The sequence below is a fragment of the Haloarcula sp. H-hyl2 genome (genome assembly GCF_056934385.1).
Genome location: NZ_JBRIIJ010000002.1, coordinates 629,694 through 650,688, shown reverse-complemented (window position 1 = coordinate 650,688; position 20,995 = coordinate 629,694). Strand labels below are relative to the sequence as shown.

Genomic DNA, 20,995 nt, shown 5'->3' with positions numbered 1-20,995 from the left:
CCGTCAGCTCCGACACAGCCTCTTTAGTCGTCGCCGTCTACCACCGAAGTATGCTTCGACGGCTTCGCGAGAACGGGCCGGTCGTCCTGGTCCCGCTCGCCTGGACGTTCGCACTGGCGGCACACGTGGGTGCGCTGTCGCTCCGGACGGTTCTCATCGCCCATCTGGTGATGGACACCGTCATCGTCGCGTTCACCGTCCTCTCCTGGCGGGACATGACAAGCGGGGTACTACGGGCCTGGAAACTGGTCCTGCTCGCCGGACTCGTCGTGACGCTGGCCGGGACGGCGGGACTGCTCGCTACGCCGCCGTTTCGGCCGATCCTCACTGCTACGGTCGTCGGCTGGATGCTCATCCCGGCGGCTGGCCTGTTCTACACGGGTCGGCACGTCGACGCGCTGGCGTCGGTGTACACCGTCGGCGGGGCGTTCAGCATCCTCGGCGCCGTCGTCTACGTGGCCGGTATCGCTGTCGGCCCGACGAGCGGCCTCGAACCCGGACTGATCGGGAGCGGTCTCGGACTGACGGGGCTGGGCCAGACCGCCGGCATCGTCGCCGCCGTCACCCAGTACTGAGGATCGGTTCCCGAGCAGCGGGGTGGATTTAAGACCGCAGCTACCGATTCACACTGCCAGAGCCATCCGTGAGCGCAGACGAGCCCGTCGACATCGACCGAGCGTGGTGGAAGGAATCGTTCGTCTATCAGATCTATCCCCAGAGCTTCAACGACAGCGACGGCGACGGTACCGGTGACATCCAGGGGATCATCGACCGCCTGGACTACCTCGACGATCTGGGCGTCGAGATCGTCTGGGTGAACCCGCTGTACGACTCGCCCCACGTCGACAACGGCTACGACATCCGTGACTACCGCTCGATACTGGCCGAGTACGGGACGATGAGCGACTTCGAGGAGTTGCTCGAGGAGATGCACGCAAGGGACATGCGGCTCATCATGGACCTGGTCGTCAACCACACGTCCGACGAGCACGTCTGGTTCCAGCAGTCCCGCGAGGAGGAAGCACCCTACACCGACTACTACTGGTGGCGCGACGGCGACGGCGAGGACCCGCCCAACAACTGGACCTCCGGCTTTGGCGGGTCTGCCTGGGAGTACGACGACGTTCGCGAACAGTACTACCTCCACCTCTTCGACGAGAAACAGCCCGATCTCAACTGGGAGAACGCCGACGTCCGCGAGGAGATCTACGAGATGATCAACTGGTGGCTGGAGAAGGGCATCGATGGCTTCCGGATGGACGTGTTCAACCTCGTCTCGAAGCCGCCGGACCTCCCCGACGGCGACGAGGAGGAGGGGTGGGTCGGCTCGGAACTGTTCGCCAACGGCCCCAAGGCCCACGACTACGTCGCCGAGATGGTCGAGGAGACGTTCAGTAACTTCGACGTGATGACCGTCGGCGAGGGCATCAACGCCGACGTCGACGAGGCAAAGCGGTACTGCGGACCCAGCGGCGACGGGCTGAACATGATCTACCACTACGAGCACGTCCTGCTGGACTTCGACGAGGAGGAGGGGTGGTGGAAGGTCGACCCCTGGGAACTGGACGACCTGCGGGAGATCCTCTCGAAGTGGCAGCACGAACTCGACGAGGACGACGCCTGGAACACCATCTTCCTCGGGACCCACGACTGGCCACGCATCGTCTCGCGGTGGGGTGACGACGGGGAGTACCGCCGGGAGTCGGCGAAACTGCTGGCCACCTTCCTGTTCTCGATGCAGGGGACCCCCTTCATCCTCCAGGGGGACGAGATCGGGATGACCAACTACCCGTGGTCGAGCCTCGACGAGATACGGGACGCCGACGCCTCCAACCGCATCGAGATGGCCATCGAGGACGGCGACATCGAGGACTTCGAAGAGGTTCAGGACCTGATCCGCTACCGCTGTCGGGACAACGCCCGGACGCCGATGCAGTGGGACGACTCCGAGAACGGCGGCTTCACCGACGGCGAACCCTGGATCAACGTCAACCCGAACCACGACGAGATCAACGTCGAAGCCGCACGCGAGGACCCGGATTCCGTCTGGCACTACTACAGGGACCTCATCGACCTGCGCAGCGACAGCGACCTGCTGGTCTATGGCCACTACGAACTCCTGACCGAGGACGACCCGCAGGTGTGGGCCTACCGGCGGACCCTGGACGGGGAGTCGGCACTCGTCGTCCTCAACTGGGCCGACGAACCGACGACCGTCGACCTGCCGGCCGACGCCGAACCCGAGGACCTGGAACTGTTGATCGGGAACTACGAGGACGGAACGCCGACCTCCCGGACGCTCTCGCTGGCGCCCTACGAGGCGCGTATCTACCGGTACTGATCAGGCAAGGCCAACCGCCTGCATGACCGCGTAGAGGACGTCGCCGTAGATCAGGGAGACGACGAGGCCGGCGAACATCGGGACGATGAACGGGATGCCCGGTGAGATCCACACTTCCTCCTGCGCGACGAGCACGTCCAGTCCCTCCCGGAGCTGTTCGGGCGTCGCGCCGTAGGCCGAGTGGTCGATGTCGTCAAGGAACTGCTGGGCACCCCAGGCGTCGTCGTCCGTGGCTTCGTCCGTCTCACCCTCCGCGACCGCCGTGGCGGCGGGTTCGCCGCCGTCGGTCGCCAGCGAGCCGTCACCGGGCGGATTCGGTTCGGCGGGGAGCGACGCCGGGTCACGGTACCGCTCGGGGTCGGCCCGAACGTCGGCCAGCGTGAGCCCGCGGTACTGCAGGTACATCCGGAGCGCGTCCAGATCGAGCCCCCGCCGGGTGAAGCCGTCGGGCGATTCGAGCATCCGGCCGTACTCGTCGGTGATCTCGCCGACACCGACCGGCTTGCCGATGAACATCGCCAGATCGAACCGGCCACGTGCGACGTTGCTCGCGGCCACGCCGAGCGGGTAGACCACGCCCGCCAGCACGGTGTTCGAGAGGATGGTCAGCGAGAACACGCCCAACAGCGTCGGTTCCAGCGGCAGCGCCACCGTCGGGAGGTAGTAGACCGGATAGACCGGAAAGAGGATGGCGATCAGCATGAACGCCTTGGCGTCGGCCCCGCCGAATCCACCGATGCGCCAGAAGGCGTACGACAGCGGGAGGACGAATCCGAGACTGATAGCGACCCGCAGGAGGAACAGTCCGGGTTCGGTCGCCCCGGCCGGGCCGGTCACCACTGAGTACGCGTCCCAGAGCAACAGCGCGACCGCGAAGAGGGCCAGCGGCCCCCAGATCTGGTTCGGGATACGACGCGTCTTCACGTCACGGTAGGCCGCCCACCCGAAGACCGGGACGGCCACCAGTCGCAACAGGTCCGGTATCGACCCGAGCACGACTGTCACCACTGAGTGTGAGGCCCTAATGGTTCCGGTCAGGGGAGCCGCTGCTACCGGACGGGAAGACGGTGAGAACTGCAGGTAGCGTCAGATCAGATGACGCGGTTCTGCAGGTAGTCGAGATGCTTCGCGTTGTAGACGATCTTGACCTCGTCGGCGTCGGGGCTGCCGATGCAGGTCAGGCGGACGTTCTTCTCCTCGACCTCCTCGTCGCTGAGGATCTGCTGCATGTCCATGTCGATGTCGCCCTCGACGACGATGGCAGCGCAGTTCGCACAGGCACCCGCGCGGCACGAGAAGGGCCAGTCGTAGCCCTGTGCCTCGGCGGCTTCGAGGATGTACTCGCCCTCGTTAACGTCGATGGTGCCGTGGTCCTCCTCGCCCAGGCCGGCGTCGCCGGCCTTCTCGAAGAGGTCGTCGTCGTAAATGTCCCAGCCCTGATCGTCCACTACTTCGTAATTAAGGTACTCTACCGTGGGCATCACCTGTCGGGTTCGAACCCCGACTTGTTAGACTTTGCCCTTCAGTACGGCGATACGAACAATCGTGAGGGTTACGCGACCGGGAGAAATCGAAAGACGAGGTAGGCGGCGACAGTCGCGATGGAGGGGACGATATTCTGCAGGAAGATGACCCGGGCCGTGGTCGCGGGTTCGAACAGGTCCGAAGCCTTCGGGAGGTCCTCGCCGGATTCCTCGCCGATCGGTTCGTGGTTCTTTGGCTCGGGGGTCCCCTTCTGGCCACCGACCGTGGGAGCGTCCTCGGCGTCGGCGGTCAACGCACCGACCGAGACGTCCGGGGCCTGTCCCTGGACCGTCTCGGAGAGCCGCGTCGTCCGCGTCGCACGGCCCCAACCCAGCCCGACGATGCTCATCGTCGCGATGATGACGAAACTCGCCGGGATCCCCAGCGCTGAGAGGAACGTGACGATGGTCGATGCGACCGCGGCGACGACGATAGCCGCCACCAGCGGGAGGTCGGTGAGGTCGTTCCCGACCGTGTCCATCGTCCGGCGAGCGATGGTGAACGCACCCAGCCCGATCGCACCGCCGCCCAGCAAGATTGCGGGATACAGATCGAGCGAGCCGTTGCCCACCAGCGGCGCGACCGCGTTGGCGACGTTCGAGGCCCCCGCCGAGAACGCCATATAACAGCCGATGCCGATGACGACGGCGGTCCCGACGAACTCGCGTGGCGTCGTGTTCTCGCCCAGTCGGACCCAGGGGAAACCAGCCGAGCTATCGATGTCGACGAGCGACCCCTCGCTCTGGGAGACGGCGAACCACTCGACGAGCGACGGGTAGAAGTACCGGCCGATGACGCCGCTGACCCAGAAGGCGATGATGGGCGAGACGAGCCACCACGAGACGATCTCGAGCATCAGCCCCGAGTTCAGCGTGTTCCGTGCGAGTCCCAGCCCGGCGATGGCGCCGACTGCCGTCATCGAGGTCGACGCTGGGACGCCGGCGACGTTCGAGAGGAACAGCGCCGTCCCGATGAAAAAGAGGACGACGATGCTGATCAGCGGCGAGAACTGCGTCGCCACGAGATCACTGCCCAGGCTCTTGACGACTGCCGGCCCGACGAGCAGGCCGCCAGCGAGCGCGAACACGGTCATCAGCGCCGCCGCCGACAGTTTGGTGAGGGTGTTCGACCCCACCGCGGGACCGAACGCGACCCCCGTCGAGGATCCACCGATGTTGAATCCGACGAAGACGGCGACGACGAGTCCGAGCACAAAGAGAACCTCGACCATACCGTGTGCCAGAGGCCCGCGTCGCTAAAGGGTACCGTCTTGCGGGCTGCCACGCTGGGAGCCCGGACGTGTGTCGGCCGCCTCAGGAACCGTCGGCGGCCGTGTCGTCCTCGTCGCCTTCCTCGGCATCCGCCTCGGCGTCCGCGAGCCGCTGTCGTTTCTCGGCGGCCGTCTCCTCGACCTCGGTCGCGGTCTCTTTCGCTGCCTCGACCTCCTCGGTGACGGACTTGGCGGTCTCTTTGGCCTCGGTGGTCTTTTCGTGTGCGTCGGATGCCTTGTCCTTGACCTCGGTCGCCGTCTCGGCGACGTCGGCGTCGTCAGTCTCGGTCGCAGTCTGTTCGACCTCGTCTGCGGTCTGCTCGACCTCGTCGGCGGCTTCGTCGACGGTCTCGGCGGCGTGCTCGACGGAATCGGCCGTCGTCTCCAGTTCCTCGGCGGTCTGTTCCAGTTGCTCTGCGGCCTGTTCGAGTTCGGCCGCCTGCGTGGCGACGTCCTCGTTGGTCCGTTCGAGGACGTTCGCCATGACGAGGAACTGGAGGAGGCCGACCACGACGAACGCGGAGACGGCGATGCTCGCGGCCGTCGCGAGAACCTGCGACCAGCCCGGTCCGGCGTCGACGAGGCCCACAGCCGCCACAGCCCACGCCAGCGACAGCGCGACGGCGACGATCAGGACGGCCTGGGCGAACAGCCGGTACTGCTCCTCGTACCGACCGAACATCACGGCTTCGAGGTGCCGGGCCAGCGGTGTGAGCAGAGGGATCCCACCAGACATGGCTGTGTGTTTCACGTACAGCGGTAAAAATGGGGGACCCGCTCCGCGGTTCCGACGACGTCGTCGACGAACGCCGCGACTGGTGGTCAGGAGATGTGGATGGCGGGCTTGTTCGGACGGGCCTTCCGGGCGAGGTCGTCGTCACCGCCCCGTCGGACGGTCACGTCGGCACCGAACTCGTCCTCGAACAGCCAGCGGGCCTGTTCGAGCACCGACTGTTCGCGCTCGCCGGAGACGATGGGTTCGAGGCCGGCACCCTGGTCGGCCAGGTCCGCGGCGTAGTCGGCAGCCGCGTCGCCGTGCTCTCTGATGGTCTCGTCGTCCATGATCGCGCCGACGATGGCGTCGTCGGGGTCGGCCGCGCGGGCGATCTCGTAGGCGTCGTACTTCCAGTCCGGGGCGACGACGAGTTCGATCGCCTCGGGGTCCGCGATGTCGACGACCTCGGTGATGTCCCGGACGTCCGCGAGCGTCGTCCGGACGAGCTGGCGCTCGATACGGTAGTGCTCGACGTCACGCAGTGGTTCGGGCCAGTCGGCGTCGGCCACCGGCCCGTCCTCGTCGAGCATGAGCCACATCTCCTCGGCCAGGTAGGGCGCGATGGGCGCGACCAGTTTCGTCAGGACCCGCAGCCCGCGGCCGTAGGCGAATCGGTAGGGCTCGTCGTAGCTGGCGTAGCGCCGCAGCAGGCGGGCGAACCGCTGGAGTTCGCTGACCACGCGGTGGAACCGGAATCGCTCGTACTCCTCGGTGACCGCGGCGATGGTGCGGTCGATCTCGTGTTCGAGGTAGGCGTCGTGGTCGGCGCTGTCGGTCCGACCCATCCCCTCAGCGAAGTCGGCGGTCATCTCGTAGAGGGTCTGCTGGAAGTCGTACGACGCTGAGACATCCTTGACGGTCCACTCGAAGTCCTGGGCGGGGTGAGCCGCCGAGAGGACGAACAGCCGCGTCGTCTCGGCACCGTATTCGTGGGGCGCGATGTCGTTGCCCTTCGACTTGGACATCTTCTCGCCGCTGTGGAGCACCGTCCCCTGGTTGATGAGTCGCTCGACCGGTTCCCGGCGGTCCAGCAGTCCCAGGTCCGCAAGCGCCCGCGTGAAGAATCGGATGTACAGCAGGTGGAGGACGGCGTGTTCCTCGCCGCCGACGTAGACGTCGACCGGGAGCCACTCGTCGGCCGTCGCCTGGTCGAAGGGGGCCTCGTCGTAGTGTGGCGAGAGGTAGCGCAGGAAGTACCACGAGGAGTCGACGAACGTGTCCATCGTGTCGGTCTCCCGGACGGCGTCGGCCCCACAGTCCGGACAGGTGGTCTGTTTCCACTCCTCGGCCGCGTCGAGGGGATTGCCGGTCGTCTGGACGTACTCGGGCAGTTCCACCGGCAGGTCCTCGTCGGGGACCGGGACGTGCCCGCAGTCGTCACAGTGGACGATTGGGATGGGCGTCCCCCAGTAGCGCTGGCGGGAGATGAGCCAGTCGCGCAGACGGTAGGTGGTCGCTGACTCGACGGCGTCGTGGGCCAGCAGGCGGTCGCGTGCGGCCGTACTCGCCAGGCCGTCGTACTCGCCGCTGTCGGTGAGCATCCCGTCCTCGGTGTAGGGGGCGCCCGGCAGGTTCGTCTCGGTGCCGTCGACGGGTTCGACGACCTGCTCGACGGGGAGGTCGTGCTCGCTGGCGAAGGCGTGGTCCTGCTCGTTGTGGGCCGGGACGCCCATGACCGCGCCGGTCCCGACGTCGTCCAGCACGTACGCCGCGACGTAGACCGGCAGTTCCGCGCCGGTGTAGGGGTGGGTCGCGGTCACGTCGGTCTCGACGCCGCTCAGGCCGGCGTCGTCGGCACCGGCGACCGACTCGACGTACTCTGCGACGGCCTCGTCCTCGGCGGCCAACTCGCGTGCGAGGTCGTGGCCCGGCGAGAGCGCCAGATACGTCGCGCCGTAGACGGTGTCCAGTCGCGTCGTGAACGCCTCGACGGTGCCGGCGTCGGTCTCGAAGGCGACCCGGGCGCCCGACTGGCGACCGATCCAGTTGCGCTGGCTGTCACGGACGCCCTCGGGCCAGCCCTCCAGGTCGTCCAGGCCCTCGTACAGTTCCTCGGCGTAATCGGTGATCGTGAAGAACCACTGGTCCAGGTCGCGCTGGCCGACTGCGGTGCCACAGCGCCAGCAGACGCCCTGTTCGGTGCCGTGGCCGGCGTGGTGGGTCTCGACGCTCTCGGGGTGTTCGACCTGTGCGTCGGCCAGCACCGTCTCGCAGTCCGGACACCAGTTGACCGTCGCGGCGTCGTACTCGACGAGCCCCTCGTCGTAGAACCGGGTGAACAGCCACTGGTTCCACTGGTAGTACTCGGGGTCGCAGGTCGTGATCTCGCGGGACCAGTCGTAGCCAAAGCCCATCTCCCGGAGGTCGTCGCGCATCCGGTCGATACACGACCGCGTCCAGGACTCTGGGTCGGTGTCGCGCTCGTAGGCGGCGTTCTCGGCCGGCAACCCGAACGCGTCCCACCCCATCGGGTGGAGCACGTCGTCGCCGGCCATCCGCCGGTACCGTGCGTGGGCGTCGGTGATGGCATAGTTGCGGATGTGGCCCATGTGGAGCGACCCCGACGTGTACGGGAACATCCCCAGGACGTAGGTCGGGTCGGCCGCGTCGTCGGGGCAGTCGTAGACGTCCTCGCGCTCCCAGACGTGCTGCCAGTACTCCTGGACCCGCGTGTGGTCGTAGCGACGAGACATTCGATACCGTAGCCTGGGCCGGCCGTCCACATGAGTGTTCGGCCGGCAGATGTGGGAGTGAAGGTAGCAGCCACGAATTCAGAAAGCCAGAAAGTCCCACCCACCGCGGAATGGCTAACCGGCTACGGGCAGGACCGAAAGGTCCCGCGTTCGTAGACCGCTCGGCTGATAGCGGAAAGCGACCAACGACAGCGGGAAAACCGACTCAGTCGTCCGCGTTGACCGTCTCGGCGGCGGGCGTCGTGACCCGCAGCCCCGTCTCGCGGCCGGCCTCCAGGGCGTGTTTGGCGTCCTGGCCGGCCTCGTAGGGCGAGCGGGCGGTGCCGACGCCGACCCGGAGGTCGACGTCGGTGTGCTCCCGGACGTGGTCGACGGCGGCGTCGTAGGCCCGGTCTGGCAACACCGGGCAGAGCGCGATGACGTTGTCGCCGCCGACGAAACTCGTCACGGCGTCGTGTTCCGCGCGCATGTACTCCGCGAGGGTGGTCGTCGCCCGCCGGACGACCAGTTCGGCGTCGACGGCGTTGACCCGGTCGGTGTACTGGCCGGTCGCGTCGACGACGTCGAAGTGGGCCACCGAGAGTCGCCCGGTCGGGGCGCGGTCGTGGGCGGCGGCCAGTCGTTCCGTCCGGTCGGCGTCCTGCGCGCTGCCGGTCGCCTGGAGCTGTTCGCTGGCCGCACCGAGTGCGGCCGCCGGCGTCTCGCCCGTCCCGACGCCGACGCTGGCGGTCACCGGGTAGTGGTTCCGAACCCGCTCCTGGAACCGCCGGTGGGCGGCCGGGTCGATACCGTTAGTCGCCGCGACCATGTTGTCGAAGCGGCCGGGGAAGACGTAGCCGTCCCTGTCGCCCACGAAATCCGCGAGGTCGGCGTACAGACGGGCTTGCAGGGCCTGTAACGACGTCTCGCGGCGGGGCTCGGGCGTCACCGTCCATGGGCCGTAGTCGTCGAGTTGGACCAGCGAGAACTGGACCGCCGAATCCGCGTTCACAGTCGACCGACGGTTGGGTCCCGAGCGCTATGACTGTTGGGACTTCGGTCGGTGGCGAGCGGTGACACCGCCGTTACCGGGTGACAGCGGTGTCCGCGAGCGCTTTTGCCCATCAGGTCCCTGTCCTCAGACGTGTCCCAGAACAAGGACGGCTACGCCGAGCAGGTATCCTACGACGAATCGCTGGACGACCATCCCACGGACGAGGAACTCGACGCGACGGTCGCGAACCTCGAAGACCGCGGCTTCGACGTCGTCGTGGTCGAGGACGACGCGGCAGCCCTCGCGGAACTGCAGGACCAGATCCCGGCCGGCGCGTCGGTGATGGACGGCCACTCGACGACGCTGGAACAGATCGGGTTCATGGATCACCTCATGGAGGGCGACCACGACTGGGAGAACCGCCACGCCGAGGTCTACGGCATCGAGGACGACGCCGACCGCCTGCGCGCCCGCCGCGAGGCCCAGGCCAGCGACTACTTCGTCGGCAGCGTCAACGCTATCGCCCAATCGGGCGAACTCGTCGCCGCCGACGCCTCCGGCAGCCGGATCGGCGCCTACCCCTTCGCCGCCGAGAATCTGCTGCTGGTCGCCGGGGTCAACAAGGTCGTCGACGACCTCGACGCCGCCCTCGACCGTCTGGAGGAGGTCGCCTACCCGCTCGAGGACGCCCGTGCACAGGACGCCTACGGCCAGGGCAGCCTCATCGCGAAACAGCTGCTCTACCGCCACGAGACCGAGGAGGGCCGGACGACGCTGGTGCTGGTCCGCGAGTCGCTGGGCTACTGACGGCCCAGCGACCGGAGCACGGAAACCGCCGCGGCCCCGAGTGAGTGTGTGACCGCCGATCACGAGAACGCGGGCTTTCGACGGCTGTTCGACGGCGACGGCCTCACCGTCGGCACTGGCTTTCCACTGACCGGCGAGAGCGAATCCCGACCGTCGGTCGAGCGCGAGATGGAACTCGTCGGACACGCCGAGTCGCTGGGTTACGCCGGCCTGTGGGCGCGTGACGTCCCGCTGTACTGGCCGAAGTTCGGCGACGCCGGCCAGACGTTCGACCCGTGGACCTGGCTGAGCCACGCCACGGCCCACAGCGCCGACATTGCGCTCGGGACGGCGAGCGTCGTCCTGCCGCTCCGGCATCCGCTGCACGTCGCCAAACAGGCCGCGTCGCTGGACCGGCTTTCGGGCGGCCGGTTCGTCATGGGCATCGCGACCGGCGACCGCGACCCGGAGTTTCCCGCCTTCGACGTCGCCCACGAGGACCGGGGCGCCCTGTTCCGCGAGCACGTCCACGCGCTACGAGCGTGCTGGCGCGAGGAGTTCCCCGAGGTCGAGGGGGCGTGGGGCCGTCTGGAGGGCGAGCTCGACGTCGTCCCGGACCCGACGACCGGGACCGTCCCGCTGCTCCCGACCGGCAACGCCCGCCAATCGGTCGAGTGGCTCGGCGAGCATGGCGACGGCTGGCTGTTCTACCACCTCCCGATGGACACCCTGGAGTCGTATCTCGACGACTGGCGCGCGGTAGCCGGCGCGAAACCCTACGCGATGGCGATGCAGGTGTCCCTGACCGAGGACCCGACCGCCGACCCCGAGCCAGTCCACCAAGGGTACCGGGCCGGCAGCGAGTGGTTCGTCGAGTACCTCCGGAAGCTGGCCGATCTGGGGGTCGATCACCTCGTCGTCTCGACGCCGGGCGAGGAGCCCGAGCGAGAACTGACGGCGTTCGCCGAGCAGGTCATCGAACGGGTGTAGGGACAAAGGGCGTCGCCAGACCCGTCCAGCGAGTGGCACAGCGTTGGATCGAGAGGGGTTCGTTTGTGTCTGTACCATAATAGTCGATGGGTCGCGGCGGAACGAGAGCCGGGGAGACGAAGTCGTATACCGGTTTCGTACCCCCTACACATTTGATACTATTTTTATCACGGAGTATCGCGGACGATAGGCATGGTGAAATATTGCCCCTCCTGCGGGAGTGAGGCCCCCGACGACGCCTCGTTCTGCATGGACTGTGGGACCAATATCGAGTCAGGGGTCGCTCCCCAGGGAACGGACGCAGGGGAGTCCAGGTCAGGGGGACCGCCGGCAGGGTCGACGACCGACATCCAGGAGTCAGAAGGGAGCTCCGAGGACAGCAGACGCAACATCACCGTCGGCTGGATCGTCGGATATCTGGTCGGGGCAGTGACCGTACTACTGGGTCTCGTCAGCCTCTTCCTCTCCGTTGCAGGCGGCATGGTGTTGCTCCTCGTCGGACTCTTCGCGATGCCATATCCACGGGCGAGGGTGTCCAACAGAGCGGGGGTATCCTTCTCGCGTGTACTGGTCGTCGTCATCGTCACGCTGGGGGTCGTGACGGGAATCGTACTCGTCGGCCTGGCAGTCCCCCCAGAAGAGGATGTGAATACCGACACCGGCGAGGAGGGAGTGCAGTCAGCGGGGCCAGATGTGACTACCCCGACCACCAAACCGACGACCGCAGCCCCCCTCGTCCATACACCAGGTGAGACGTTCACCGTCGGAAGCGGCGAGAAGCAAATTCAGTATACGGTGACGCGTGTGACGACACAGCAGACAGTCGGGGATGGTTTCACACAGGAAGATGCCGACGGACAGTTCGTGGTGATCGACCTGGCGATGACGAACACCGGCTCGGAGTCGCTCCAGTTGAGTTCGTCCGTGTTCCGACTCATCGACGGCCAGGGTCGGGAGTACGAGACCGACTCCGACGCCGTGTTCGCGATAGAGAACAACGTCATCTACGAACAGCTCGACCCCGGCGTTCAGAAGGAAGGGACCATCGTCTTCGACGTCCCGCCGGACCAGCGCGGCCGTCGCCTGCAGATCCGGCCTGCTGGCGTGTTCTCGGGAGCCGACGCTCACTACGTCGAACTGTAGCGGGACAGGAGATCACGTCGAATCCAATAATTACGATGTCGTGGCTCGCGATATTGCTCGCCACAGAAATAGTCCATCCTGGATTCGAACCAGGGTCGAAGCCCCCAGAAGGCTTCAGGATTGGCCACTACCCCAATGGACTGAGTGCATCCGACTCTACTGGGTGGTCCCTTGTAAGCGTTGCGCGATACGGTCGGGCGTGTGAGACGTCAGCACAGCCCTAGAGAGAGTTCTCGAAGCACAGCATCGTGGTGTCGGCCGCGTCGATGGGTTCGCGGCCGAGCAGTTCGTAGCCGTGGTGCTCGTAGAAGGCGACGGCCGCGGTCTGGGCCGCCGAGGTCTCCAGTTCGGCACGGTCGAAGCCACGTTTCCGAGCCCGAGCCTCCAGTTCGTGGAGGAGACGGGTCCCGAAGCCACGTCGCTGATAGTCGGTGTCGACGCGCATCCGTCGGAGGACGACCGCGGCGTCGTCGGGGTGGGCTTGGAACCCGCCCATGGCGACGAGGTCGCCGTCGGTCACGCCCACGAGGAACTCGCCGTCGTCGAGGTACTCGTCGGCGATGGCTCGCAGGTCGGCATCCAGGTGGGCGTACTCGGGGTCGAACGCCCCTGCGGCCCGCAGCGCACGCTCGTAGAGGTCCCAGACGACGTCCGCGTCGCCGGGGCGATAGCGGCGGAGTATCAGGTCGGACACGATGGGCATTCGGCCGTCGTCCGATTGAACGGGGGTGATATCGGCAACGCTGGCCTCCGCAGGCGACATCGACACCGCTTTGCCCGGCCCCGCGCCACGCTGGGGTATGTACGTCGGACGCTTCGTCGTCGTCGGCCCCGAGTGTGGCGCCTATCGCGTCTCCTCGCGGTCGTTCCCGAACCGCCAGGCAGTACAGCGCGACAGCACCGTCACCGTCGAACCGACACCGGACGCACCGGAGACGGACAACCCCTACATCTCCTACAACGGGGTCCGTGTGACCGAGCGCGGCGCCGTCGTCGGCAACGGCTCCCATGTCGACCCCATCGCCGAGAAACTCGCCCTGGGCTACCCGGCACGGGACGCCCTGGCTGAACCGCTGCTGGCGCTGGACTTCGAGAAAGACGACTACGACACCCCTCGCATCGCCGGGATCGTCGGCGTCGACGGCGACGACCCGACGACGGCGGGCGACGGCCCCGGTGCCGTCATCGGGACCGTCCGCCGGGACGCCCTGCTCGTCGAGGAGGTCACCGAACCGACGCTCGTGGCTACCTACGAAGAGGACAGTCCGACACCGTTCGACCTCACCGCGACCGACGCCGAGGCCGCGGCGCGCGAGGTGTACGACCACGAGTTCGAGCACGCGGTCTGTGCGGCCGGCGTCGCCGGCACGGCCGGTGCCTTCGACGTGGCCGTCTACAACGGCGAATAGGTTTCCTGGGGTTGTGTGACAGACAGTGACGACACTCAAGTTCCCCCGGTGATAATACCGACACAATGAAACTCGGCGTCATCTCCGATCTCCACGGCAACCGCGTGGCACTCCGGGCGGTACTCGCGGACATGCCCGCGGTCGATATGCTCGTCTGTGCCGGCGACGTGGTGGGATACAACCCGTGGCACGCCGACTGTGTGGACGCGATGCGCGGAGTCGGCGACCACGCCGGATATCCCGACGAGGAAGTCCCGACGGTGATGGGTAACCACGACCGGGCCGTCGCGGACACGACACCGTTCGCGTTCAACGGCATGGCCAAGGCCGGCGTCGAACACGCCACGGAGCAACTCGGTGAGGAGCAACTCGACTGGCTCGCGGCGCTCCCCGACGAGCGACGGGTCTGTGATGGCCGCGTGAAACTCGTCCACGGCCACCCCGACGACCCCGATCACTACACCTACCCCGACGAGTTCGGGCCAGACCTGCTGGGCGACGAAGACGTCCTGATCATGGGCCACACCCACCGGCAGTACCACGAGCGCTACGAGGAGGGCGTCGTGTTGAACCCCGGCAGCGTCGGCCAGCCCCGCGACGGCGACCACCGGGCCGCATACGCCGTCCTCGACCTGGAGACGCTCTCGGTCGACGAGCATCGGGTTGCCTACGACACCGACGCCGTCATCCACGCCGTCACAGACGCCGGTCTCCCGCGAGAGATCGGGTTCCGCCTGACACAGGGTCGGTGACAGTGCTGCAGCGATAGGAGCGAATATATGTCCCTCGTCGCTAGTAGGGGCGTGGAGTCCCCATACGACGTCCTGGGTCTCGACGAGGACGCCGACGAGCGGGCGATCGTGGACGCGTATCGGCGCCGGGTCAAGGAGGTGCACCCGGACCAGGGTGGCTCTGCCGAGGCGTTCCAGGAAGTCAAGACCGCCTACGAGCAGATCCAGAACGGCTGGGAACCCGGCGAGCCCGTCCCGGCGCCGAAGCCGGAGCCAGAGCCCGAACCCGTCGGCCCCACTATCGAGTACCTCAACTACGAGGTGATCGAGGACTACGGCTGGTCGCTCGAGGACGACGACCTCTTCGAGAAGGCCGCCGGGCTGAACCTCTCGCGGGCCGACTACGGCGAGTTCGAACTGGAGCCCGACGGGAGCGAGTCGCTGCTGGAGGCCGCCGAGGACCGGGGGTATGCCTGGCCGTTCGCCTGTCGTGGCGGCGCCTGTACGAACTGTGCGGTCGCGGTCGTCGAGGGCGAGATGCCATCACCGAAGAGCCACGTCCTCCCGCCGGACCTGCTGGACCGGGGGATCCGTCTGTCCTGTCTCACCGCGCCGACGACCGACACCAAGATCGTCTACAACGTCAAGCACATGCCCGAGGTCAGCGACCTGTTGCTGCCGGCGAGTCGGTTCGAGCAGGCCTCGACCGACTAGAAGACGCCCTGGATGAGTTCGAGGGCTTGCTCGCGGTCGTCCCAGGGGACGAACACCGAGACCGACGTGGCCGACGTGACGACGTCGTAGAGATGGATGTGAGCGTCAGAGACCGGTTCGATGACCCGTCGGGCCAGGTCGGGCTGGTTCGGGTCGCCGCCAGTGACGCGGATGACAGCGATCTCGTCCTCGACGGTGACCGACGAGAGCGTCTCGTCGTCGACGACCTTGTCGTGCAGCAGCGCCTCGGCGTCGTCCGCGTCGTCGGCGTCGACGTAGAACGTCAGCGAGTCCATCCCCGAGGAGTTGGCTTCGATGTTGATGTCCTCCTTCGCGATGGCGCTCGACAGTTCCGCGAGGATACCCGGACTGTTCCGGATGGCACGCCCGGCGACGGTGACACAGGCCACGGGGTTCTCCTGGAGGTCGATGAGGTTCTGGAACTCGCCCTCGATGGAGGTGCCGCCGGTCAGCAGGTCGCCGTGCTGGTAGTGGACGACCCGGACTCCGAGTGCGGCATCCTTGTACGACAGCGCCGAGGGGGCGACGACCTCCGCGCCGCGGAACGACAGCGAGCGCAGTTCGTCGACCGTGATCTCGCCGACGTTGCGCGCGCCCTCGACGACGCGCGGGTCACCGGTCATGACGCCCTCGACGTCGGTGACGATGACGACCTCGTCGGCGTCCATGTAGTTGCCCATCATGACCGCCGAGGTGTCAGAGCCGCCACGACCCAGCGTCGTCACGTTGCCCTGGTGGTCCTCCGCCAGGAAGCCGGTCATCACGGGGACGACGTCCTTGAGCTGGCCGGCAAGCGCGTGGGCGCGCTTCTGGGTCTCCTCGACGTCGACCTCGCCGTACTCGTCGGTGATGATCGGCCAGTCCTCGCTGCCAGGTTCGAGGAAGACCGCCTCGATGCCGCGGGCAGCCAGTGCCCCCTTGAGCATCCGGACGGAGGTCCGCTCGCCCATCGAGACGATCTCGGCACGGTCCTCGTCGGCGGCGTCGTACTCGATGCCGTCGAGCAGTTCGTCGGTGGTGTTGCCCATCGCGCTCGCGACGACGGCGACCTCGTGGCCCTGATTGATCGCGGCCGCGATGGAGTCTGCGGCACGGTTGATCCGGTCGCCGTTCCCGAGGCTCGTCCCGCCGAACTTCGCGACTACGCGCATGGCATCACCTGCTCAGCGTGTGCGTGAATCATTGCCGTCGGCTTGGCCGTCACCCGGGATAACTGCTTTCATCTCCGTGAAGGGGCACGAACCGACACACGGTTTATCTGCGTGGGGAACACACACAGGGCTATGGAGGTACGTGACGCTGTCGAGGCTGACGCCGAAGCCCTCGCAGACCTCGCGACGGGGCCGCCGGACGTGATGCGGAACCTCGTCCACGACCGGACGGTCCACGTGGCCGAGGACGCAGAGGAGATCGTTGGCTTCGTCAGCTACGACGCCGAGCGGGGCACCGTCCACGTCACGCAACTGGCGGGGGCCACCGACGTCTGTGAACGTCTGTTGGCCGAGCCGATCGAGTTCGCGGAACGCGAGCACATGACCGTCGAACTGCTCGTCCCCGACGACGAACCCGCCGTCCAGACGGCCGTCGAGGCAAGCGGCTTCGCCGACACCGGCTCCGGACCACAGTTCGAGGGACAGCCGACGACCCGGTACCGGCTCGAACCGGGCCGAGCCGAGCAGTGAGCCTGTGCCGTCACGACGGGGTCGTAGGGCGACTCAGCCGACGCGCGAGGACGTCTCCAGCGGTGCGTCGGTCCGCTCGCGACCGCGCCAGGACAGCACCGCCGTGAGCACGACGGCGACGGCCAGGACGACGTAACTGATCGGCCCCAACGGGTTGGTCTCCGGGCCCGCCGGCCCGTAGACGCCGGCGACCACGAGCACGACTTCGAGCAGGACGAACCCACCGGTGAGCGCCGCCGCGGCGTAGCCGGCCGCGGGCCGGTGTTCTAGCAACAGGTAGCTCACCGTCCCGGCCGTCGCCGCGACGAGGAAGACGGCGACAGTCTCGGGTGGCGGGTCCAGTTCGGGCGTCTGGACCGCGGCGACGACGAAGAACATGGCGCTGGCGACCACGAGTCCGCCGAGGAACGCACGGAGGTACTGGTGCCAACCCGACCGGTCGTCTGCCAGTTCGGTCGATGGTGGGTACGACATGGTGTCACCACTGCTAGCGTACGTCGTGTGATACTATATACATATCTCTCCGAGCGGTGGTCAGGAGAACCGATCGGTCCGCAGAGTCGGTTGGCGCCGGGATGGGCCAGCACGACCCCGGTGTCGGTACCGCCGTTCTGGCCTGTCCGCCGGCGTTACTCCTTCGAGCGGAGCTTCCGGTAGAGATACGCGGCACCGAGGCCGCCGGCGATCAGTGCCGGCAGCGGCGAGTCGGCGGCCTTCGACGCCTGGCGCCGGACCGTCTCGACGACCGACGAGCCCTCGTCGATGTGCTCTAAGACCGCGTCGGTGTCGTTGGGCACCGGTTCGGGTTCGGCACCGGCCGCGGCGGCGGCGTCGGGGTCTTTGAGGAGATGGCCGGTGGTCAGGCAGACGACCGACTCGTCGGCGTCGATCTCGCCCTGCCGGCGGAGTTTCCGCAGGCCGGCGACCGACGCGGCCGACGCGGGCTCGACGCCGATGCCCTGGCGGGCGACGTCTCGCTGGGCCGCGGTGATCTCCTCGTCGGAGACGGCGACGGCGGTCCCGCCGGTCTCGCGGATGCCGGGCAGCGCCTTCGGCGCGTTGACCGGGTTGCCGATGCGGATGGCCGTCGCGATGGTCTCGACGTCGTCCCAGCGACGGGTCTCCGCGGCCCCCTCCTGGATTGCCTCGACCATCGGCGCCGCGCCCTCTGCCTGGACGCCGGTGAGTTTGGGGACCTGGTCCTCGGTGATGGCCCCCACCTTGACGAGTTCACGGAAACACTTGTACAGCGCCGCGGTGTTGCCGGCGTTGCCCACGGGGAGGACGATCCGGTCGGGGTACTCGCCGTGGTCCGCGTAGTGTTCCTCCATGATCTCCAGGCCGATGGTCTTCTGCCCCTCCAGGCGGAAGGGGTTCAACGAGTTCAGGAGGTAGACCTCCCCACGGGCGGCCAGGTCCTGGACGATGTCGAGACACTGGTCGAAGTTGCCGTCGACCTCGAGGATACGGGCGTCGTGGAGCGCGGCCTGTGCGATCTTGCCGGCCGCGACCTTCCCCGCGGGCAGCAGGACGAGCGTCTCCAGTCCGGCACGGGCGCCATAGGCGGCGAGCGCCGCCGACGTGTTGCCCGTCGAGGCACACGCCAGTCGGTCGACGCCGACCTCCTGGGCGACCCGGACCCCGACGGTCATCCCGCGGTCCTTGAACGAGCCGGTGGGGTTCATCCCCTCGTGTTTGATCCGGAGGTTGGCGACGCCGATGTCGTCTCGCAGCCGGGGGGCGGTGTGCAGTTGCGTGTCGCCCTCCGGCAGGGTGACACCCTCCTCGAAGGGCAGGGCCTCGTGGTAGCGCCAGACGCCACGGCCCTCGTCCTCGAAGTCCTCCCAGGTCGGAAGGTCGGCGTAGCGGGCTTCGAGGAGTCCGTCGCAGTGATCGCAGGTGTAGCGAATCTCGTCGAAGGGGGCGAACGACTCGCCACACTCGATACAGGCGAGCCAGACGCCGTCGTCGGCCACCGAAGGGACGCTGTCGGTGAGTTGCAGGTCGGCCATTACCGGGGCGGACGAACTCTGCGGTCAAAAGTCGGACGGTTGGCCGCTGCTCACTCCGCGCCGGCGTCGAACTCGTCGATGCGGTCGTGGACGGCCGCGGTCCACTGGTCGAGCGTCTCGTGCAGCAGCTCGCGGGCCTCGGTCAGCGGCGTCGCCGTGTACTGGTAGATGTGCCCACCACCGTCGAGCAGGCGCCGTTCGCGACTCGCCAGACCCTTCTCCCGCAGCGTCGACAGCGATCGGTTGACGTTCGAGCGGTCACGGTCCAGATCGGTGGCGAGTTCCTCGACGGTGCTGGCGGGCGTCTCCAGCAGCGCCCGGTAGGTCCGGACCTCGTGTTCCTGGACGCCGAAGACGCAGGCCAGCACCTCCGCAAAGTCGGGCTCGGCATCGACCATCAGCTCGCGGACCTGGTTGGGGGAGGGGTTGACTGCCATGTGGACGCTCGTAGAACCGCGAGTTGCATAAACGAGGTCGTTACCTGTAGCTCACCCGGTGTAGCCGGTGTCACCGGCTCACTCCTGCGCGTAGCCCTGGCGTTCCAGACAGGTCCGCATCTCCGCGCGGCTCTCGTGTTTGTGCAACCGGGTCGGCGTATCGCAGTACCAGACGTCGTCGTAGCGCAGTGTCACCTCGTGGGCCGAGCCGAGGAACTCCGTGCGGACGACGACGCGGCGCCCGTCCTCCAGTGCGTCGAGGAGCTCCTCGACCGAACTCTCGCCCGCCTCGACGACGAGTGGCTCCATCGTCGTGACGTTCGCCCGTCCACCCTATCAGTGTTGGCTCTGGACGAGTTCCGAGCGAGCAGCTGTGCTGTCAACAGTTGCCAAACGTATCGAAAAGGGTGGTGTTTCGGGTGGAGAACACCGCCGATTTCGGGTGCCAACTGTTCGCAAACGTATCGAAAAGGGTGGTGTTTCGGGTGGAACTACGCCCGCGGGGCCAGTTGTTCAATCTCGTGTTCGACCGTCTCACGGAGCCCCTCCGGTAGCGGTCGGTGTTCCAGCCCGAGTTCCGCGGTCGCCTTGCTGTTGTCGCCCAGGTAGGTGACGCCACCGAGGACCCGCAGGCTCTCCGCACGGTAGTCTTTGGGCAGCGTCACGGCGCGTTCGAGGAGACCAGCGACTGGGGCGAGCGCCCGGAACAGCGCCGGCGAGACGGCGCGTGGCGGCTCCCGGCCGCTCACCTCGGCGACGATGTCGAACAGGTCGACGAGTGTCGCCGGCTCGCCACAGATGTGGTAGCTCTCGCCGGGTTCTCCGTCCTCCATCGCCTGGATGTGCGCCCTGGCGATGTCCTCGACGTGGCCGGGCGAGTACGCGACCTCGCGAGGGATCATCGGGAGATCACCGCGAAGGTAGTCCCGCAACGCGTCGCCGAAGACGCTGGTGTCGCCGGGGCCGTAGATCAGTCCGGGCATGACCGTCACCAGCGGGAGCCCGTCCTCGACCATCGGCTCGGCCACCTCGTAGTGAGCCTCCCACTTCGTCCGGTCGTATTCTGTCAGGTGTTGGCCGGCAAAGCGGTAGCTCTCGTCGACGACCTGCCCGTCGGTGTCGGAGTTGACCGCCAGCGTGCTCGTGTAGACGCCCTTCGGAACGTCGAGTTCGCCCAGCAGCTCCAGGACGTTGCGGGTCCCCTCGACGTTGATGCGGTCGCCCAGCGTCGAGTCGTCGGCGCCGACGTCGTACCAGCCGGCGACGTGGAAGACACCGTCGACACCCGCCATCGGTTCCCGCATCGTCTCCGGGTCGAGGATATCACCCTCGACGACTTCGGCGCCGGCTTCTTTCAGGTCAGTTGCCTTCGAGGGATTCCGGGCGAGTGCAACGACCTCGTGACCGTCGTCGAGCAGTTGCCTGGCGACGTGACCGCCGACGAAGCCGGTGCCCCCGGTGAGGAAATAGCGCATACCACCCGTTGGTCGGGAG

General features: G+C 67.2%; 22 protein-coding genes and 1 tRNA gene. 9 read left to right on the top strand and 14 right to left on the bottom strand.

The window, feature by feature from the left end; all coding sequences use genetic code 11:
• Positions 1-50 precede the first annotated feature (50 nt).
• Both Hhyl2_RS13125 and Hhyl2_RS13120 read left to right on the top strand, forming a co-directional pair.
• Positions 51-575: a hypothetical protein gene (locus tag Hhyl2_RS13125; RefSeq protein ID WP_483551223.1), complete on the top strand. Its 525-nt coding sequence runs from the start codon at positions 51-53 to the stop codon at positions 573-575.
• A gap of 68 nt (positions 576-643) precedes the next feature.
• Positions 644-2,341 (top strand): glycoside hydrolase family 13 protein, encoded by a 1,698-nt coding sequence (locus tag Hhyl2_RS13120; RefSeq protein WP_483551222.1) that lies wholly within the window; start codon positions 644-646, stop codon positions 2,339-2,341.
• Here the strand turns inward: Hhyl2_RS13120 and Hhyl2_RS13115 are convergent, their stop codons facing one another.
• From Hhyl2_RS13115 to Hhyl2_RS13090, 6 genes are all read right to left on the bottom strand, one after another.
• Positions 2,342-3,337: an A24 family peptidase gene (locus tag Hhyl2_RS13115; protein ID WP_483551221.1), complete on the bottom strand. Its 996-nt coding sequence runs from the start codon at positions 3,335-3,337 to the stop codon at positions 2,342-2,344.
• A gap of 95 nt (positions 3,338-3,432) precedes the next feature.
• Positions 3,433-3,822 (bottom strand): ferredoxin Fer, encoded by a 390-nt coding sequence (gene fer / locus Hhyl2_RS13110; protein WP_483551220.1) that lies wholly within the window; start codon positions 3,820-3,822, stop codon positions 3,433-3,435.
• Positions 3,823-3,893: 71 nt separating this feature from the next.
• Positions 3,894-5,096 (bottom strand): anion permease, encoded by a 1,203-nt coding sequence (locus tag Hhyl2_RS13105; protein WP_483551219.1) that lies wholly within the window; start codon positions 5,094-5,096, stop codon positions 3,894-3,896.
• Positions 5,097-5,178: 82 nt separating this feature from the next.
• Positions 5,179-5,871, bottom strand: a complete 693-nt coding sequence (locus Hhyl2_RS13100; protein ID WP_483551218.1) for a hypothetical protein — start codon at positions 5,869-5,871, stop codon at positions 5,179-5,181.
• 86 nt (positions 5,872-5,957) lie between these two features.
• Positions 5,958-8,603: a leucine--tRNA ligase gene (gene leuS, locus Hhyl2_RS13095; protein WP_483551217.1), complete on the bottom strand. Its 2,646-nt coding sequence runs from the start codon at positions 8,601-8,603 to the stop codon at positions 5,958-5,960.
• 205 nt (positions 8,604-8,808) lie between these two features.
• The gene (locus Hhyl2_RS13090) at positions 8,809-9,594 is read right to left on the bottom strand and encodes a GTP cyclohydrolase IIa (RefSeq protein ID WP_483551216.1); all 786 of its coding nucleotides are present in this window, start codon (positions 9,592-9,594) and stop codon (positions 8,809-8,811) included.
• A gap of 132 nt (positions 9,595-9,726) precedes the next feature.
• On the opposite strand from Hhyl2_RS13090, the gene Hhyl2_RS13085 reads away from it, so the two are divergent.
• From Hhyl2_RS13085 to Hhyl2_RS13075, 3 genes are all read left to right on the top strand, one after another.
• Positions 9,727-10,383: a lactate utilization protein gene (locus tag Hhyl2_RS13085; protein WP_483551215.1), complete on the top strand. Its 657-nt coding sequence runs from the start codon at positions 9,727-9,729 to the stop codon at positions 10,381-10,383.
• A 48-nt stretch (positions 10,384-10,431) separates the two neighbouring features.
• Positions 10,432-11,352, top strand: coding sequence for a TIGR03571 family LLM class oxidoreductase (locus Hhyl2_RS13080; RefSeq protein WP_483551214.1), 921 nt, complete (start codon positions 10,432-10,434; stop codon positions 11,350-11,352).
• Between the two features lie 192 nt (positions 11,353-11,544).
• The gene (locus tag Hhyl2_RS13075) at positions 11,545-12,495 is read left to right on the top strand and encodes a DUF4352 domain-containing protein (protein WP_483551213.1); all 951 of its coding nucleotides are present in this window, start codon (positions 11,545-11,547) and stop codon (positions 12,493-12,495) included.
• 69 nt (positions 12,496-12,564) lie between these two features.
• Here the strand turns inward: Hhyl2_RS13075 and Hhyl2_RS13070 are convergent.
• Both Hhyl2_RS13070 and Hhyl2_RS13065 read right to left on the bottom strand, forming a co-directional pair.
• A tRNA-Gln gene (locus Hhyl2_RS13070) sits at positions 12,565-12,637 on the bottom strand.
• 78 nt (positions 12,638-12,715) lie between these two features.
• Positions 12,716-13,198: an N-acetyltransferase family protein gene (locus Hhyl2_RS13065; protein WP_483551212.1), complete on the bottom strand. Its 483-nt coding sequence runs from the start codon at positions 13,196-13,198 to the stop codon at positions 12,716-12,718.
• A gap of 97 nt (positions 13,199-13,295) precedes the next feature.
• Between Hhyl2_RS13065 and Hhyl2_RS13060 the strand changes: the two genes are divergently transcribed.
• The 3 genes from Hhyl2_RS13060 to fer (Hhyl2_RS13050) all read left to right on the top strand — a co-directional run bounded on the left by Hhyl2_RS13060 (position 13,296) and on the right by fer (Hhyl2_RS13050) (position 15,349).
• A complete protein-coding gene (locus Hhyl2_RS13060) occupies positions 13,296-13,904 on the top strand; it encodes an IMP cyclohydrolase (protein WP_483551211.1) in 609 nt (202 codons plus the stop codon).
• A 65-nt stretch (positions 13,905-13,969) separates the two neighbouring features.
• Entirely contained in the window at positions 13,970-14,656 is a 687-nt protein-coding gene (locus tag Hhyl2_RS13055; RefSeq protein ID WP_483551210.1) for a metallophosphoesterase family protein, read from the top strand.
• A gap of 51 nt (positions 14,657-14,707) precedes the next feature.
• Entirely contained in the window at positions 14,708-15,349 is a 642-nt protein-coding gene (fer, locus tag Hhyl2_RS13050) for a ferredoxin Fer (protein WP_483551209.1), read from the top strand.
• On the opposite strand, the gene Hhyl2_RS13045 is transcribed toward fer (Hhyl2_RS13050), so the two are convergent.
• Positions 15,346-16,521 (bottom strand): aspartate kinase, encoded by a 1,176-nt coding sequence (locus Hhyl2_RS13045; RefSeq protein WP_483551208.1) that lies wholly within the window; start codon positions 16,519-16,521, stop codon positions 15,346-15,348. The genes fer (Hhyl2_RS13050) and Hhyl2_RS13045 overlap by 4 nt on opposite strands.
• Positions 16,522-16,653: 132 nt before the next feature.
• Here Hhyl2_RS13045 and Hhyl2_RS13040 point away from each other — a divergent pair, with 132 nt between their 5' ends.
• On the top strand, positions 16,654-17,052 hold the full coding sequence (locus Hhyl2_RS13040; RefSeq protein ID WP_483551207.1) for a hypothetical protein: 399 nt from the start codon (positions 16,654-16,656) through the stop codon (positions 17,050-17,052).
• A 33-nt stretch (positions 17,053-17,085) separates the two neighbouring features.
• On the opposite strand, the gene Hhyl2_RS13035 is transcribed toward Hhyl2_RS13040, so the two are convergent.
• From Hhyl2_RS13035 to Hhyl2_RS13015, 5 genes are all read right to left on the bottom strand, one after another.
• A complete protein-coding gene (locus tag Hhyl2_RS13035) occupies positions 17,086-17,526 on the bottom strand; it encodes a hypothetical protein (RefSeq protein ID WP_483551206.1) in 441 nt (146 codons plus the stop codon).
• Between the two features lie 155 nt (positions 17,527-17,681).
• Complete coding sequence (thrC, locus tag Hhyl2_RS13030) at positions 17,682-19,064, bottom strand: threonine synthase (RefSeq protein WP_483551205.1); 1,383 nt, start codon at positions 19,062-19,064, stop codon at positions 17,682-17,684.
• Positions 19,065-19,114: 50 nt separating this feature from the next.
• The gene (locus Hhyl2_RS13025; protein ID WP_483551204.1) at positions 19,115-19,501 is read right to left on the bottom strand and encodes a helix-turn-helix domain-containing protein; all 387 of its coding nucleotides are present in this window, start codon (positions 19,499-19,501) and stop codon (positions 19,115-19,117) included.
• Between the two features lie 78 nt (positions 19,502-19,579).
• Complete coding sequence (locus Hhyl2_RS13020) at positions 19,580-19,810, bottom strand: DUF8001 family protein (protein ID WP_483551203.1); 231 nt, start codon at positions 19,808-19,810, stop codon at positions 19,580-19,582.
• Between the two features lie 182 nt (positions 19,811-19,992).
• Positions 19,993-20,976 carry an NAD-dependent epimerase/dehydratase family protein gene (locus tag Hhyl2_RS13015; RefSeq protein ID WP_483551202.1) on the bottom strand — a complete coding sequence of 328 codons (984 nt, stop codon included), beginning with the start codon at positions 20,974-20,976 and terminating at the stop codon, positions 19,993-19,995.
• Between the last annotated feature and the right edge of the window lie 19 nt (positions 20,977-20,995).

Bases quoted from the DNA above. Each gene is read 5' to 3' on its own strand.
- Hhyl2_RS13125 (WP_483551223.1), top strand. From the start codon at position 51: ATGCTTCGACGGCTTCGCGAGAACGGGCCGGTCGTCCTGGTCCCGCTC.
- fer (WP_483551220.1), bottom strand. From the start codon at position 3,822: ATGCCCACGGTAGAGTACCTTAATTACGAAGTAGTGGACGATCAGGGC.
- Hhyl2_RS13105 (WP_483551219.1), bottom strand. From the start codon at position 5,096: ATGGTCGAGGTTCTCTTTGTGCTCGGACTCGTCGTCGCCGTCTTCGTC.
- Hhyl2_RS13100 (WP_483551218.1), bottom strand. From the start codon at position 5,871: ATGTCTGGTGGGATCCCTCTGCTCACACCGCTGGCCCGGCACCTCGAA.
- leuS (WP_483551217.1), bottom strand. From the start codon at position 8,603: ATGTCTCGTCGCTACGACCACACGCGGGTCCAGGAGTACTGGCAGCAC.
- Hhyl2_RS13075 (WP_483551213.1), top strand. From the start codon at position 11,545: ATGGTGAAATATTGCCCCTCCTGCGGGAGTGAGGCCCCCGACGACGCC.
- Hhyl2_RS13065 (WP_483551212.1), bottom strand. From the start codon at position 13,198: ATGCCCATCGTGTCCGACCTGATACTCCGCCGCTATCGCCCCGGCGAC.
- Hhyl2_RS13060 (WP_483551211.1), top strand. From the start codon at position 13,296: ATGTACGTCGGACGCTTCGTCGTCGTCGGCCCCGAGTGTGGCGCCTAT.
- Hhyl2_RS13055 (WP_483551210.1), top strand. From the start codon at position 13,970: ATGAAACTCGGCGTCATCTCCGATCTCCACGGCAACCGCGTGGCACTC.
- Hhyl2_RS13045 (WP_483551208.1), bottom strand. From the start codon at position 16,521: ATGCGCGTAGTCGCGAAGTTCGGCGGGACGAGCCTCGGGAACGGCGAC.
- Hhyl2_RS13040 (WP_483551207.1), top strand. From the start codon at position 16,654: ATGGAGGTACGTGACGCTGTCGAGGCTGACGCCGAAGCCCTCGCAGAC.
- Hhyl2_RS13035 (WP_483551206.1), bottom strand. From the start codon at position 17,526: ATGTCGTACCCACCATCGACCGAACTGGCAGACGACCGGTCGGGTTGG.
- thrC (WP_483551205.1), bottom strand. From the start codon at position 19,064: ATGGCCGACCTGCAACTCACCGACAGCGTCCCTTCGGTGGCCGACGAC.
- Hhyl2_RS13025 (WP_483551204.1), bottom strand. From the start codon at position 19,501: ATGGCAGTCAACCCCTCCCCCAACCAGGTCCGCGAGCTGATGGTCGAT.
- Hhyl2_RS13020 (WP_483551203.1), bottom strand. From the start codon at position 19,810: ATGGAGCCACTCGTCGTCGAGGCGGGCGAGAGTTCGGTCGAGGAGCTC.
- Hhyl2_RS13015 (WP_483551202.1), bottom strand. From the start codon at position 20,976: ATGCGCTATTTCCTCACCGGGGGCACCGGCTTCGTCGGCGGTCACGTC.